This is a genomic window from Burkholderia sp. SCN-KJ, assembly GCF_024656005.1.
Lineage (GTDB): Bacteria > Pseudomonadota > Gammaproteobacteria > Burkholderiales > Burkholderiaceae > Burkholderia.
Window position 1 is genome coordinate 51,588 of the sequence record NZ_JANKOG010000016.1, and the last position, 13,797, is coordinate 65,384.

The 13,797-nt window shown below is 63.3% G+C and carries 15 protein-coding genes; 6 read left to right on the forward strand and 9 right to left on the reverse strand.

Going from position 1 to position 13,797, the window contains the following annotated elements; all coding sequences use genetic code 11:
* The first annotated feature begins 7 nt into the window (after positions 1–7).
* Complete coding sequence (locus NQV17_RS24460; protein ID WP_257774200.1) at positions 8–1,453, forward strand: DEAD/DEAH box helicase; 1,446 nt, start codon at positions 8–10, stop codon at positions 1,451–1,453.
* 57 nt (positions 1,454–1,510) lie between these two features.
* Here NQV17_RS24460 and NQV17_RS24465 read toward each other — a convergent pair whose 3' ends face one another.
* On the reverse strand, positions 1,511–2,248 hold the full coding sequence (locus NQV17_RS24465; protein ID WP_257774305.1) for a hypothetical protein: 738 nt from the start codon (positions 2,246–2,248) through the stop codon (positions 1,511–1,513).
* Positions 2,249–2,492: 244 nt separating this feature from the next.
* Between NQV17_RS24465 and NQV17_RS24470 the strand changes: the two genes are divergently transcribed.
* Positions 2,493–2,798 carry a hypothetical protein gene (locus NQV17_RS24470; RefSeq protein ID WP_257774201.1) on the forward strand — a complete coding sequence of 102 codons (306 nt, stop codon included), beginning with the start codon at positions 2,493–2,495 and terminating at the stop codon, positions 2,796–2,798.
* A 274-nt stretch (positions 2,799–3,072) separates the two neighbouring features.
* On the opposite strand, the gene NQV17_RS24475 is transcribed toward NQV17_RS24470, so the two are convergent.
* Positions 3,073–3,270 carry a hypothetical protein gene (locus tag NQV17_RS24475; RefSeq protein WP_257774202.1) on the reverse strand — a complete coding sequence of 66 codons (198 nt, stop codon included), beginning with the start codon at positions 3,268–3,270 and terminating at the stop codon, positions 3,073–3,075.
* A gap of 13 nt (positions 3,271–3,283) precedes the next feature.
* Here NQV17_RS24475 and NQV17_RS24480 point away from each other — a divergent pair, with 13 nt between their 5' ends.
* Positions 3,284–3,493 (forward strand): hypothetical protein, encoded by a 210-nt coding sequence (locus tag NQV17_RS24480; protein ID WP_257774203.1) that lies wholly within the window; start codon positions 3,284–3,286, stop codon positions 3,491–3,493.
* Between the two features lie 92 nt (positions 3,494–3,585).
* Positions 3,586–4,173 carry a hypothetical protein gene (locus NQV17_RS24485; RefSeq protein WP_257774204.1) on the forward strand — a complete coding sequence of 196 codons (588 nt, stop codon included), beginning with the start codon at positions 3,586–3,588 and terminating at the stop codon, positions 4,171–4,173.
* 210 nt (positions 4,174–4,383) lie between these two features.
* On the opposite strand, the gene NQV17_RS24490 is transcribed toward NQV17_RS24485, so the two are convergent.
* The 7 genes from NQV17_RS24490 to NQV17_RS24520 all read right to left on the reverse strand — a co-directional run bounded on the left by NQV17_RS24490 (position 4,384) and on the right by NQV17_RS24520 (position 10,714).
* Positions 4,384–4,725 (reverse strand): cytochrome C oxidase subunit IV family protein, encoded by a 342-nt coding sequence (locus NQV17_RS24490; RefSeq protein ID WP_044846931.1) that lies wholly within the window; start codon positions 4,723–4,725, stop codon positions 4,384–4,386.
* An 8-nt stretch (positions 4,726–4,733) separates the two neighbouring features.
* The gene (locus NQV17_RS24495; protein WP_257774205.1) at positions 4,734–5,441 is read right to left on the reverse strand and encodes a heme-copper oxidase subunit III family protein; all 708 of its coding nucleotides are present in this window, start codon (positions 5,439–5,441) and stop codon (positions 4,734–4,736) included.
* Complete coding sequence (locus NQV17_RS24500; protein WP_257774206.1) at positions 5,438–6,052, reverse strand: cytochrome c oxidase subunit 3; 615 nt, start codon at positions 6,050–6,052, stop codon at positions 5,438–5,440. The genes NQV17_RS24495 and NQV17_RS24500 overlap by 4 nt, the downstream gene beginning before the upstream one ends.
* Positions 6,049–7,809, reverse strand: a complete 1,761-nt coding sequence (gene ctaD, locus NQV17_RS24505; RefSeq protein ID WP_044846928.1) for a cytochrome c oxidase subunit I — start codon at positions 7,807–7,809, stop codon at positions 6,049–6,051. The genes NQV17_RS24500 and ctaD overlap by 4 nt, the downstream gene beginning before the upstream one ends.
* Positions 7,810–7,822: 13 nt before the next feature.
* Positions 7,823–8,977, reverse strand: a complete 1,155-nt coding sequence (locus tag NQV17_RS24510; RefSeq protein ID WP_257774207.1) for a c-type cytochrome — start codon at positions 8,975–8,977, stop codon at positions 7,823–7,825.
* Between the two features lie 316 nt (positions 8,978–9,293).
* Positions 9,294–9,806, reverse strand: a complete 513-nt coding sequence (locus NQV17_RS24515; RefSeq protein ID WP_257774208.1) for a hypothetical protein — start codon at positions 9,804–9,806, stop codon at positions 9,294–9,296.
* Positions 9,807–10,204: 398 nt separating this feature from the next.
* Positions 10,205–10,714, reverse strand: coding sequence for a DUF1269 domain-containing protein (locus NQV17_RS24520; protein WP_257774209.1), 510 nt, complete (start codon positions 10,712–10,714; stop codon positions 10,205–10,207).
* Between the two features lie 358 nt (positions 10,715–11,072).
* Here NQV17_RS24520 and NQV17_RS24525 point away from each other — a divergent pair, with 358 nt between their 5' ends.
* Complete coding sequence (locus NQV17_RS24525) at positions 11,073–12,173, forward strand: type II asparaginase (RefSeq protein ID WP_308236910.1); 1,101 nt, start codon at positions 11,073–11,075, stop codon at positions 12,171–12,173.
* A 222-nt stretch (positions 12,174–12,395) separates the two neighbouring features.
* Positions 12,396–13,796: an MFS transporter gene (locus NQV17_RS24530; protein ID WP_257774210.1), complete on the forward strand. Its 1,401-nt coding sequence runs from the start codon at positions 12,396–12,398 to the stop codon at positions 13,794–13,796.
* The last annotated feature ends 1 nt before the right edge of the window (position 13,797 follow it).

A 13,797-nucleotide genomic window follows, 5' to 3' on the forward strand; every position in this document is an offset into this window, starting at 1 on the left:
CACGTCCATGTCTTTTGCCTCGCTTGGCCTGATCGACCCCTTGCTGCGTAATCTGCAGGACCTCAATTACCAGACACCGACGCCGGTGCAGGCCAAGGCGATTCCCGCGGTGCTCGGCGGCAAGGACGTCATGGCCGCGGCGCAGACCGGCACCGGTAAGACGGCGGGCTTCGCGCTGCCGCTGTTGCAGCGGCTGGTGCAACACGGGCCGGCGGTGTCCAGCAACCGTGCGCGTGTCCTGGTGCTGGTGCCCACGCGTGAGCTGGCCGAACAGGTGCTGCAGAGCTTCGTCGCGTACGGCAAGGGCCTCGACCTGCGGTTCCTGGCCGCCTACGGCGGGGTGAGCATCAACCCGCAGATGATGAAGCTGCGCAAGGGCGTGGATGTGCTCGTTGCCACGCCGGGCCGTCTGCTGGACCTCAACCGGCAGAACGCGGTGCAGTTCGATCAGGTGCAGGCGCTGGTGCTGGACGAAGCCGACCGGATGCTCGATCTGGGTTTTGCGCGCGAACTCAACGCCGTCTTTGCTGCGTTGCCCGCCCGGCGCCAGACGCTGCTGTTCTCCGCCACGTTTACCGACGATATTCGCGCGATGGCGGCGACCATTCTGCGCAGCCCGGTCGATATCAGCGTCAGCCCGCCCAACGTCACGGCCAGCAAGATCAAGCAGTGGGTGGTGCCGGTGGACAAGCGCAACAAGCCCGACCTCTTCATGCACCTGGTGGCCGAGAACAACTGGGACCACGCGCTGGTGTTCGTCAAGACCCGCAATGGCGTGGACTACCTGGCGGCGATGCTGGATGAAGCGGGCTATGCGGTCGACACCATCCACGGCGACAAGCCGCAGCCCGCGCGCCTGCGTGCGCTGGAGCGCTTCAAGACGCGCGAAGTGCAGATGCTGGTCGCGACCGATGTGGCGGCGCGCGGGCTGGATATCGACGACCTGCCGCTGGTGATCAACGTGGATCTGCCGATCGTCGCGCAAGACTATGTGCACCGTATTGGCCGTACCGGCCGCGCGGGCGCCAGCGGCGTGGCGGTGTCGCTGGTGTGCGCCGATGAAGCGCCGCAGCTGGCCGCGATCGAAGCGCTGATCCGGCAGACGCTGCGCCGTGAAGAGGAGCCGGGTTTCGAAGCCGAACACCGCGTGCCGGAAACCAGCGCGACGGGGCAGATCATCAAGAAGCCCAAAAAGCCGAAGAAGCCCAAGGTGCCGCAAGGTGGGGCGGGTGCCATGCCGGCGGCCGGCAAGAAGCCGAAGCCGCAAGGTGGGGACGGCAAGCGCAAGGCCGAGGGGCAGCGTGCCGGCGCCGCGGGTAAGGCGGCAAGCGTGTTGAGCGGCAGTCCGTTCAGCGTGCAAAAGCCGCGCGGCAAATCCGCCGGCAAGGCGGCTGCGGGTTCACGCAAGCCGGCCGGGAAACCCGCCGGTGGTCGCGGCAAACGTCAACCCTGATCGACGGGGATGAGGCGTGCCGGCCGCCGCCGCTCCGCCGGATCTTCCCGATCTTCGTCACGCGTCCTGCAATCGTCGACGTTCAAGGCGGTTGCGCAACAGGCCCGCGATCAACGCGCCGATGATCAGGCACACGTAGAGGGTGACGAGGTGGTGACGCCACGCGTCAAGGGCGAGCTGGTGTGAAACCAGTTTCGGATCGGGGGGCAGATACAGCGAGCCCTTCGCCTCGACGACGCGCATCATATGAACAAAGCCGCCTGCGGAGAGCAACGGCAACAGGGCGACGAATGCCAGCAGCGCGGGTTTGACGCGGCGCGCCCACGGCTGATGGCGCAACCGGAACCACAGGCCGAGACATCCGTGTATCCAGCCGGGCGCGAGCAGTGCCAGTTGCAGGCCCTGCGTGCCGCTGGTGAGCAGCACGGTGACGACACGCTCGTAGTCCGGCTCGAAGCCGTAGAGCGAGGAGGCGAGCCGGGTTGTCACCGCGTGGCGGATCAGCAGCAGCGGCAGGCTGAGGCCAGCCCAGAGGCGGAGCCATTCGGCGGGCGGCAGTGCCCAGTGGCGGCGCCCGTATATCGTGTGCAACGCCAGCGCAAAATGAAGCGAAGCTGCACCGTACAGCACGACCGTCCCCGGTGCGCTGCGCCAGAGCCGCAACGCCAGCACGAGACCGCGCCCGGCAAGTTCGAGTGACCAGATTCCGAGTGCGTGATTAATCAGGTGCAGAAAGAGATAGGTCAGCAGCACCACGCCCGATCCGAGCTGGAAACCGCGCAGCACGGATTGCATCCGGACTTTCGATTCACGGTGCGGTGTGCGCACCGGGGGCGATTCCCGTTTGGTATCCGATGCGTGGGCCGTGTCGATGATGTCCATAGTGCTCACCCGGTTCGTGTTTCCTGCAATACCGTGAGCACACGACGGTTATTCCCGGATTCGACGGGGCTGCCGGGAGAAGGCAATCCGAGGGGCGACCGCGCTCGACGCGCGCGAGCCCGTTGCAGCGGCGTGTGGCGAACGCTCAAACGGACGCATGAGCGACTCTTTGCGCACGAGGCTCGACTTCTTCGGCCGCCATCGACGCCGAATGTCGTTCCGGCGGGATTTCTCGACCTTGATCGAAAGTTATTTGCAAGGCATGGTTTTGATTTCGGGTAATCAGGGTATTTTGATTTTTGACGTCCGCGATTTTTACCTCCTGCCAGTCGTCAAAAATATTCTCTCGGCCGATCGCGCGATCTGCTTCGATTTATTGCGGAACCATACCCTAAAAAACTCGGGCCATCCGATTTTGGTCATGTCGACACGGTCGGAGTATCCGCCGTCACTGCCGGTTTGACGCTCAGCCCCGCCAGACGGCGTAATGCGAAGGAAGAGGCGGGAGATCTCTCGGCAAACTGCGCAGATTTTCAGGCACTGATCGGCGCATCAACGCCCGATGCAGTTGGCGTTTCGTCTGAGAAAATCAATGCTCGACAATATCCCGAATGACCGAGAATTTACCTATTCAACATATGAAAGTTTCGCAATATGCACCGCGAACTGCGACCCCTTTACTATTTACCGCTCAAATGTAAAAAGACGTGACCCGTCAATAAGTGCCTGAATCCAGGTCAGAACAATTCCGCATACTCCGTATCAGCAGAAATTGCGCCCGGTCCGACCCTTCTCTCGGCGCATTCAGCGCTCGTTACGTCCTTTGCATTTCGTAACAACTCGGGTTGATTCGTCAGGGCTCGCTGTTTTAAATTTTGCCCGTCGCCCAGCAGCATCCGGCAGTCGGGCGACCTTTCAATCTGCAAGTCACGCATGCCGGATATCCGGATGGCCAGCCATCCGACACTACAAGTCTGCACGCCGTGCGGGCTTGATCAAGTGGTCGAACTCGTGATGGGTATCGATTCGACTGCATTCAGCCCGTTGCGACCCGACGCACCGGAATGGGCTCACCACGTTGTTCATGTCATGCCGAACTGGAGCCAGCTTGATAGCGGAATCCATGATCGAATTTTGATGTTTGCGTCGCAATCCTAAATGTGTATCGACGGAATTCGCCCAGATTCACGACGGTACAACTTAACTTTGCGCACCGCGCCGATAAAGGACCGAAAATGGAATTCGTACGAATGGGAATCGTCTATGTTCATCTCATTGCCTGCTGTGTCGCGATTGGTCTCGTGCTGACCAGCGACATTGCGATGGTCAGGCAACTGCTGGATACCGACGCGCCTACCGATCCTGCCCAGGTTCATCTGGCCAGCCTGCAGCGCACCGTCACGTTGGCGCTGACGATTCTCTGGATCACCGGCATCGCGATCATTGCGTTCGACATGCGGACCCAGGGTCTCCGGTATCTCGGCAATCCCAAGCTGCAGGCCAAGATCGGCATCGTCGCGTTGCTGACCTTCAACGGTATCGCGCTGCACTCCGCGGTCTTGCCGGCATTGCGGAAAGCGGGCTCCTTGCTGAAGCTTTCGTTCGAACGGCGCATGATTGCCATTTTCGCGGGCGTGATTTCCGCCGTCTCGTGGTTCTATGCTGCAATGCTTGGCGTCGGGCGCCCGTTGAGCTGGAAGTATTCCCTGCTCCAGATCCTGGCCGCTTACCCGGCACTGATCGCCGGTGGCATCGCGACCATGTTGTTCATCACGGCAGTGGCGAAATCCAGGACGTCCGTGGAACGACGCAATACCGAAAAGGTGGCGGCCTACTGATCGCCGCCCTCCGGGGGGATGCGCGCTGCTCGCGGCAGTGCGCATCCTCTCGTCACACATGCCTGCGTGCTGGCCAGCGTCCAATTCAAAAAGTTCGGCTGCACGCGGGCACGCGCCAGGCGCGCGTTGTCCCCATCCTCCTTCTCGAGCAGAGCCAGATCGTACGTGATCCGAAGCGTTCGTCGCCGGAAGAACGAATCGGCGACGCGATCAATGAAAGAAGAGCGCCCGCATGCCGAACGTGTGATGCGCCTCGGCCGCCATCAGCACCATGAGCACCAGCAGGCACAGCGGCGGTATCAGGATCGCGTACACCAGCGCCAGCCGCTCCCACATCATGTGCATGAAGATCGACACGATCAGTCCGGCCTTGGCGATCATGAGCACGACGATCAGCACCCAGCGCACCACGCCTTGCACCTTGAAGTAGTCGACCAGGTACGACAACGTACTCAGGACGAACAGCAGGCCCCAGATTTTCAGGTAGATGCCGATCGGGTGTTGCTGGCCGTGCGCGGCGTCGGGTCGATCGGCGGGATCGGTGTGGTCCATGGCCTGCCTCACCACAAATAGAACAGCGCGAAGATGAACACCCACACCAGGTCGACGAAGTGCCAGTACAGGCCGGCGATCTCGACGATCTGGAAGTTGCCGTGCTCGGTGAACCCCGGCTGCAGGATCTTGCGTGCGATCAGCAGCAGGTAGATCACGCCGCAGGTCACGTGAAAGCCGTGGAACCCGGTGATCATGAAGAAGCATGCGCCGAACTGCGTGGCGCCCAGCGGGTTGCCCCACGGGCGGATGCCTTCATGGACGATCAGCTTGGTCCATTCGAAGGCCTGCATCGACACGAAGGTCACGCCGAGCAGCGCGGTCGCCAGCAACAACGCGGCGGCGCGCCGGGCATTGCGCCGATAGCCGAAATTCACGGCCATCGCCATGGTGCCGCTGCTGGTGATCAGCGTGAACGTCATGATCGCGATCAGCAGCAAGGGCACTTCGACGCCCGCCACGGTGAGCCCGAACACCTTGGACGGGTCGGGCCACGGCGCCGTGGTCGACATGCGCACCGACATGTAGCCGATCAGGAAGCTGCTGAACACGAAGGTGTCCGACAGCAGGAAGATCCACATCATCGCCTTGCCCCACGGCACCTTGAAGGCTTCGCGGTCGGCCGACCAGTCCGTGACGATGCCGCGCCAGCCGTCAGGCCCGGCGTCGGCGGGCGGGGAGGTGGCGGATTCGGGCGGGAGCGGGGGCGAGGTCATGGCGCGGCTCCATATAGCGGTCCGCAGATGGCGGCGACAACCGCGGGGGTGAGCCACCACATTGCCGCCAGTAGCACGAGCCAGACCGCCAGCAGGAAATGCCAGTAGAGGGCGCACAGGGAAATGGCGCGCTGAGCGCGGAACGGATCCCTACGCCGCCGCTGCGCGATCGTCACGGCCCAGGCTGCCAGCCCGCCCAGCACGTGCAATCCATGCAGGCCGGTGAGCAGGTAGAGAAAGCTGTTGGAAGGATTGGCGACGACGGTTTGCCCGGCCGCGGACAGCATGCGCCAGGCGATCAGTTGCCCGACCACGAACACGGCGGCCAGCGCGCCGCCGGCCACCAGCCACGCCACGCGATGCCCGGTCAGCTGCCGGGCACGCTGCATGGCGACGCTGGCCAGCGCCAGCGCGCCGGTGTTCCACCACAGCAGCGCCGGGTGCGGGATCGGCTGCCAGTCGGGCTCGCGCATGCGCATGCCGTAGGCGAGCAGCAGCAATGAAAACAAGGCCGTCGCCACGGCCATGAACACGATCAGGCCGATGCGGCTCGCATTCGGCAAGACGGGCGGCGGCGTGTCGGGAACGAAGGGGCGCGGCAGCGTGGTCATTTGCGTGCCTCGCCGGGTTGAACCGTCGGGCGGGCCGGTTCCGGCTCCGGCGCGGTTGCAGGCGGTTGGTTTTGCGGGACGAAGTCTTCCGCTTGTCCCGGCGGGCTGTATTCGTACGCCCAACGGTAGACGACCGGCAGCGCGGCGCCCCAGTTGCCGTGCACCGGCGGCGTTTGCGGCGTCTGCCATTCCAGCGTGGTGGCCCGCCACGGATTGCCGTCGGCACGCTTGCCGCGTACGAGGCTCCACGCCAGGTTGTACAGGAACAGCAACTGTCCGACCCCCACGATCAGCGCGGCGACGGTGATGAACGTGTTGAGCGTCTGCGCCGAATGCGGAATGAAGCTGTAGCCCTCGTACGCGTAATACCGCCGCGGCATGCCGAGGATGCCGAGATAGTGCATCGGGAAGTAGATCGCGTACGTGCCGAGGAAGGTGATCCAGAAGTGCGCGCGCCCGAGCCTGTCGTCGAGCATGCGGCCCGTCACCTTCGGATACCAGTGGTAGAGGCCGCCGAACACCACCAGGATCGGCGACACGGCCATCACCATATGGAAGTGCGCCACCACGAAGTACGTGTTCGACAGCGGAATGTCCACGCTCACGTTGCCGAGGTAGAGCCCGGTCAGCCCGCCCAGCACGAAGGTGCTGATGAAGCCGATGGCAAACAGCATCGGCACGGTCAGGTGGATATCGCCGCGCCACAGCGTCAGCACCCAGTTGTAGACCTTGAGGGCGGTCGGGATGGCGATGATGAGCGTGGTGGTGGCAAAGAAGAAACCGAAGTACGGATCCATGCCGGCGACGAACATGTGGTGCGCCCAGACCACGAAGCTCAGTGCGCCGATGACGACGATGGCCCACACCATCATCCGGTAGCCGAAGATGCTCTTGCGCGCGTGGGTGCTGATGAGGTCCGACGCGATGCCGAAGGCCGGCAGTGCGACGATGTAGACCTCCGGATGCCCGAAGAACCAGAACAGGTGCTGGAACAGCAGCGGGCTGCCGCCGGCATGCTTGAGCGACTGCCCCATCGACACCACGGCCGGTATGAAGAAACTGGTGCCGAGCGTCCGGTCGAGCAGCATCATCACGGCCGACACGAACAGCGCCGGAAACGCCAGCAGCGCCATGATGGTCGCGATGAAGATGCCCCACACGGTGAGCGGCATGCGCATCAGCGTCATGCCGCGCGTGCGCGCCTGCAGCGTGGTGGTGACGTAGTTCAGGCCGCCCATGGTTGCCGCGACGATGAAGATCGCCAGCGACACGAGCATCAGCACGATGCCCCATTCGACGCCCGGCGTGCCGGGCAGGATGGCCTGGGGCGGATACAGCGTCCAGCCCGCGCCGGTCGGCCCGCCCGGCACGAAGAAGCTCGCCACCAGCACCAGCACGGCCAGCAGGTAGACCCAGAAGCTCAGCATGTTGAGAAACGGGAACACCATGTCGCGCGCGCCCAGCATCAGCGGGATCAGGTAGTTGCCGAAGCCGCCGAGGAACAGCGCGGTCAGCAGGTAGATCACCATGATCATCCCGTGCATGGTGACGAACTGGTAGTAGTGGTTGGCGTCGATGAAGCTGAACTTGCCGGGAAAGCCGAGTTGCAACCGCATCAGGTCCGACAGGACGAGGCCGACCAGACCGATGGCGATGGCCGTCAGCGCATACTGCACGGCGATGACCTTGTGGTCCTGGCTCCAGACATAGCGCGTCCAGAAGCTTTTCGGGGTGTGGTCGAGGTGCGCGTAGGGCATTGCGTCTGCTCCGCTAGGGCTGGCGGTTGGCCGTGCTGCCGGCAGCCGGGCCGCCTTGCGATTCGATGTAGGTCACCAGCGCGGTCAACTCCTGATCGCTCAGGTCGAAATGCGGCATGATCGGCGAATAGCCCTTCACGACGCGGGCCGCCGGATCGCGGATGAAGGCGCGCAGATAGGCCTCGTCCACTTTCGCGGTGCTGCCGTCGGCCATCGTTTCGGTCTTGCCGTACAGGCCTTTCCAGGTGGGGCCCACGCGCGGGCTGCCGTCCACGGTATGGCAGGCGAGACAGCCCTTGGCCGCGGCGAGCGCCTTGCCCTGGTCGGCAAGCGCCTGGGCACTGCCGCCTGGCGTTGCCGCCGCGGCCTGCACCTTGGCCTGCTGCCGCTGCGCGAAAGTGGTCTGCTGCTCGAGCCAGCGCGAGAACGAGGCTTCGTCTTCCACGACCACCACGCCGCGCATGCTGGCGTGCCCGATCCCGCAGAGCTGCGCGCACAGGATGTCGTAACGTCCCGCCTTGGTCGGCGTGAACCAGAAGGTCGTCACCATGCCGGGCACCATGTTCATGCGCGCACGGAACGGCGGCACATAGAAGTCGTGCAGCACGTCGAGCGATCGTGTCAGGACCTGCACCGGCCGGTTCAGCGGCAGGTGGACCTCGGGCGTCTCGATCAGGTAGTTGTCGCGGCCGTTGGGGTCGGCGGGGTTCAGGCCGAACGGGTTGCCGCTGCTGACGTAGCGCACGTCCGTCGTGCCCAGCTTGCCGGCGGGGCCGGCGAAGCGGAAGCGCCATTGCCATTGCCGGCCGAGCACCTCCATCTGCAGCACGTTGCGCGGCGGCCGGATGTAGTCCGCATAGACGAACAGACCGGGGGCCAGCAACGCCGCGACGCCGACGGCGGTCAGGCCGATCAGCCACCATTCCAGCCGCCTGTTGTGGGGCTCGTAGGCCGCGCGATGCCCGCCGCGGTGGCGGTAACGCATCAGCGCGATCGCGATGAACAGGTTGATGGCGATGAAGAACGCGCCGGTGATGACGAGCGTGATCGTCAGCATGTCGTCCATGCGCACCCAGTTCGACGCGATCGGCGTGATCCACCAGGGACTGGCAAAGTGAAACCCCACCGCCAACGCGATGATCACGATCAGGGCAATCGCAAGCACCATGGGCCGCCTCGCCGCGCGTCACTCGCCGGAGCCGCCAACCGGTGCTCCGGGCATCGTCGTGCCGCCTTGCCGAATTTCGTATGATTGTTTGCCGGCAATCCACCAGGACCGATTCGCCAGGCGGCGTCGGCGGCTCTAAAGAAAAAGGTAGTCTGCTGCCTTGCATCGTGCAAGGCAGCGCAAGAGGAAGGAGGGAAGCACCCCATACCCGCGTCGCACCACGGACGGCGTCACCTGCCGCGACAACATGCAAAACGGCCGCCTCCGGCGTGAGTTGTCGAGGCAGCCGTCTCGCGTGGCGCGAAGCAACGGCACGTTAGTGCATCGCGTTCTGCTTGCGCCGTTCGAGCATGCCGTAGACGACGGCGGTAACCACGCCGAACAGCAGGTTGGCCAGCAACGGTCCGGATCCCCGCTCCGAGATGAACCACGGGAACACGGCGGTCATCACGTAGAAGTTCCATACGTACGCGACGATCCCGAAAGCCAGCCCGATGACGGCCTCCATGCCGACGCTCGAATCGAAGCGGAACGGCGCCATGATCGCGGCGAGGATCATCCCCATGATGGCGCCGAGCACGTAGTGCAACAGCAGTGCCATTCCCACGATGCTGAAGCTGAACACCGACATCTGTTCGAGTGCGCCACGGCCCATCACCATCGCCGCGATCTTGTGGGTCGGCTGCCACGGACTTTCATCGAGCACCATGGTCGACCAGAAGAATTCGAGCACGATCACCAGGGCGCCACCCGCAAGCCCGGCCACGGCCGCGGCGAGCCAGTCCGGCATGCGCCGTTGCCAATGGTGCGATTGAATGCGCAGTTCCATACGACCTCCTTGCTGACGGTTCAGCTTCGGCACTCGGGTTCAGCACGCGCCATACGCGTCGGAAATACGTCGGCTATTCGATTCAGAATGGCAGATATGGGGGGCAACGCAAGGTGCAAAAACCCTGCGCGGCGTATGGCAGTTCGGCGTTCCGTTCTGGATCGGCGTGCTGGCGGCGCGACATTAGGCCGTGACGTTGCGCGGTCACGGGCATCCAACTGAATGCAACGCCAAAAGGGCAGGGGCCGTCACGGCATGGTCCTCGTGCCGTCGCGCCGGGATAAAGTAAGTATCCCGACAAATCTTCTGCGTGGACGGACGCCGATTTCACCCTTGCCTGGTGCCGACCCGCTCGATGCGGGGCGGCCCCCGGCGCCGTGCAAGCCGGTTTCCGCGTGTCAGGGAAAAACCGGTGACGTAGGCTCGCCGCCCTCCAGATCCGCCTTCGGAAAATGCTGGGCGATCATCTGCTCGATTTCCTGCTCTCGCAATGCCGGCACGTCGGCCATGATCAGAATCTGGCCTTCCTTGATCGCCTCCCGAAATCGCGCGAGTCGCGCGTTCGGCTCGGCGATGCCGATCATCGCGGCCGTCCACGCCCCGAAGCCTGCACCCGCCACCGTCAATGCGACGACGGCGCCGCCCGCGATCACGAGCTCGGCAGGCGGAAACACGAGCGCGACGAGGCCGATGAGCGCGCCCGTTGCGCCGCCGAGCGCGACGCCGCGCTCGAGCGCGTGCACGACATCGCTGCTTTGCAGCAAGGACGCTTCGGGTAACTCTTCGAGCGTGACACTGTGATCCGCGAGGACATGGATATGGCGCCAGATGATGCGAGCGCGCAGCAAGTCATCCACGATCGCCTTCGCCATCTGCGTATCGGGTACGAGGAAATAGAGGCGCCTCATGTCGGCCCCCTTTTTTCAGTCCGGAGTACGTTCTATTTTATGTCAGCTTCGGCCGCGCGGTAGGCGGGTACGTACCGGATGGGACCACCGGCAAGTCGAGCTTTAACCTCCATACCAAACGAAATCGCAGGTTGGACGGCCTTCAAAGAATCTCCAATGCAGTATCAGATTCAATAATTGTCGCTGCCGGATAATTTGTCCGAGCGTGCGGTTCTCTACACTTTTCATCGTCGGAAGCCGAGGCATTCGATGTCGGCGAGGAGCCGACTTTCCCCGGCCACGTTATTGCGCAAGTCGGTCAAGGACCACGCATCCCTTGACGTGCCGGAAATCTTTTATCGTTCATTCGGAGTCCGATGTGAGAGACGAACGCGCTCGTTCGAGCCAGTATGGAAAGATTGTCTGCAATCTTCTGCTGATGACCTGGATCTTCACTGCACCTGCAATCGGCCATGCGCAAACTGCAGCGCCCGCCCCCGTGCCGCTTCCGCATGTTGCCGTGCTGGCGACGGGTGGCACCATCGCCGGCACCGGTCTCAGCGAGACGCAAAGCACGGGCTACAAGTCCGGTGTGCTCACGGCGGATGCGCTGCTGAAATCCGTACCTTCGCTCGGAAAAGTGGCGCAGGTTTTCGGAGAGCAGGTGTCGAATGTCGGGAGCGAGAACATCACCAACGCAGTCTTGCTCAAGCTCGCGAAGCGCGTGAACCAGCTTCTTGGCCAGCCCGACATCGCAGGTGTCGTCATCACGCACGGCACGGACACGCTCGAGGAAACCGCCTATTTCCTCAACCTCGTCGTGAAAAGCGACAAGCCCGTCGTGATGACCGGTTCGATGCGCCCGTCGACCGCGCTCAGCGCCGACGGCCCCGGCAATATCCTTCAAGCGGTGACGGTTGCGGCGTCGCCGGCGGCGCGCGGGCGAGGCGTCATGGTCGTGCTCAACGATCGCATCGGCTCCGCCCGATATACGACGAAGACCAATGCGAACACGCTCGATACATTCAAAAGCCCCGACGACGGCTATCTGGGCACGCTGATCGACAACGTACCGCATTTCGAAACCGCCGTGACCAGACTGCAGACCACGCAGACACCGTTCGACGTAGCGAAGCTGGATTCACTTCCCGAGGTCGATATCGTCTACGGGCACCAGAATGATGGCGGTTACCTGTACGATGCAGCGGTCGCGCACGGCGCCCGCGGGATCGTCATCGCGGGCGTCGGGGCCGGCAGCGAATCCTTGCTTGCGCTTCCGTCCATCAAGAAAGCCGTCGACAAGGGTGTGATCGTCGTCCGGTCATCGAGGACCGGAAGCGGTTACATCCCTGATGATCCGGCGTATATCGGTCTGCTCGGCGACAACCTCAATCCGCAGAAAGCCCGCATCCTCTTGATGCTCGCGCTTACGGTGACGCATAACCCCGAGCAGATTCAACAGATGTTTCAGCGGTTCTAGGCGGCACGTGAACGCACGACGCCGCTTTGCTGGCCGGACGGCAACAGCCGTCCGGCCTTTGCTTTTCGCGCGCGCCCAAAGGCCTCGGTTTCAGCCCTGATAGAACGCACTATCAGAGTTCGTAATACTGTCGTATGACCTGCTGTTTTCCTGAAGTCGTCGCTCTACACTGGTTTTCAACGCGCATCGGCATGAGCGCCGTACCAGAGACAGGAGACAGACGTGAGCAAACAGGTATTACTGGAAGACTTGCCGCTTCGCCCATTCCATGTGGGCGTGGCGGTCAGCGGGACGGGCGGCCAATTCAGCGATGGCTTCGTGCTGGGCATCATCGGCATCGCGGTGAGCATGGCAGCCGGTCCGATGCACCTCGATGCGCTTTGGATGGGACTGCTCGGCGCGGCGTCGCTCGCAGGGCTTTTCTTCGGCAGCATGTTCGCCGGCCCGATCGCTGACAAGTATGGTCGCCGAACGATATTCGCATGGGACATGCTGCTTTTCGCGCTCGTCTCGGCCGCCCAGTATTTCGTGACGTCGCCCGCGCAATTGCTGGTGTTGCGTCTCGTGCTCGGACTCATCCTCGGCGCCGACTACGTCGTGAGCAAATCGCTCGTGACCGAATATTCGCCGCGCCGATACCGTGGCCGGCTGCTCAGCGTGCTCGCAGCCGCCTGGGCGGCGGGTTATGTCGGCGCCTACCTCGCGGGCTTCGCGATGCGCGATACAGGCCCCGATGCGTGGCGAATCATGCTGGCGGCGAGCGGCGTTCCCGCGTTGCTGATTCTCCCGTTCCGCCTGCTCGTGCCCGAATCGCCGATGTGGCTCATGAAACGCGGACGGGGAGACGAAGCCCTTGCCATCGTCCGTCGCAGATTCGGCCCGGAAGTCACGCTCGCGATGACGAAGGCAGCCGTGTCACAGCAAACGACAAGAGCCTGGTCGCAGCTGTTCTCGCCGCGCTGGCGCAAAAACACGCTGGTCGGATGCGTGTTCTACACCTGCCAGGTCATTCCTTATTTTGCGTTGGGCACGTTTGCGCCAAAGGTGCTCGAGGCGCTGCACGTCAAGGACAAGTTCGTGGGCGGCCTCGTCTACAACGTTCTGCTCCTCGCGGGCGCCGTGATAGGCCTGCTGTTGATCGACCGGATTTCGCGTCGCACGTTCCTGATCGGAACCTTCTATCTTGCGGCGTTGGGCCTCGCGGTGCTGACTTATGCGAACTTCGGTCCCATCGGAACGATGCTCGTCTTCGGTCTCTTCGCGTGCATTCTTTCGGCCGCCGCGAACCTCGAGTTCGTCTATCCGCCCGAACTCTTTCCGACGCATCTTCGCGCGTCGGGCGTAGGCCTTGCGGTTGCTTCAAGCCGATTCGGTTCGGCCATCAGCACCTTCCTGCTGCCGATCGCCGTCCAGCAGGCCGGCATTCATGCGGCATTGAGCGTGTGCGTCGCGGTACTGGTCTTCGGCGGCGTGTTCTGCCACTTCATGGCGCCTGAAACCGGCAGCGAGCATCTTGCCGACGTGAAGTCCGATGGCGCGCCGGAAGATCTTGCCCATGCCGCGGGACACCATGATGCGACGCTCGCGGTATCCGCATCGAATGGACGCACGACGCGTCCTTGAC

Bases quoted from the DNA above. Each gene is read 5' to 3' on its own strand.
- NQV17_RS24460 (WP_257774200.1), top strand. From the start codon at position 8: ATGTCTTTTGCCTCGCTTGGCCTGATCGACCCCTTGCTGCGTAATCTG.
- NQV17_RS24465 (WP_257774305.1), bottom strand. From the start codon at position 2,248: ATGCAATCCGTGCTGCGCGGTTTCCAGCTCGGATCGGGCGTGGTGCTG.
- NQV17_RS24470 (WP_257774201.1), top strand. From the start codon at position 2,493: ATGAGCGACTCTTTGCGCACGAGGCTCGACTTCTTCGGCCGCCATCGA.
- NQV17_RS24475 (WP_257774202.1), bottom strand. From the start codon at position 3,270: ATGCGTGACTTGCAGATTGAAAGGTCGCCCGACTGCCGGATGCTGCTG.
- NQV17_RS24480 (WP_257774203.1), top strand. From the start codon at position 3,284: ATGGCCAGCCATCCGACACTACAAGTCTGCACGCCGTGCGGGCTTGAT.
- NQV17_RS24485 (WP_257774204.1), top strand. From the start codon at position 3,586: ATGGGAATCGTCTATGTTCATCTCATTGCCTGCTGTGTCGCGATTGGT.
- NQV17_RS24490 (WP_044846931.1), bottom strand. From the start codon at position 4,725: ATGGACCACACCGATCCCGCCGATCGACCCGACGCCGCGCACGGCCAG.
- NQV17_RS24495 (WP_257774205.1), bottom strand. From the start codon at position 5,441: ATGACCTCGCCCCCGCTCCCGCCCGAATCCGCCACCTCCCCGCCCGCC.
- NQV17_RS24500 (WP_257774206.1), bottom strand. From the start codon at position 6,052: ATGACCACGCTGCCGCGCCCCTTCGTTCCCGACACGCCGCCGCCCGTC.
- ctaD (WP_044846928.1), bottom strand. From the start codon at position 7,809: ATGCCCTACGCGCACCTCGACCACACCCCGAAAAGCTTCTGGACGCGC.
- NQV17_RS24510 (WP_257774207.1), bottom strand. From the start codon at position 8,977: ATGGTGCTTGCGATTGCCCTGATCGTGATCATCGCGTTGGCGGTGGGG.
- NQV17_RS24515 (WP_257774208.1), bottom strand. From the start codon at position 9,806: ATGGAACTGCGCATTCAATCGCACCATTGGCAACGGCGCATGCCGGAC.
- NQV17_RS24520 (WP_257774209.1), bottom strand. From the start codon at position 10,714: ATGAGGCGCCTCTATTTCCTCGTACCCGATACGCAGATGGCGAAGGCG.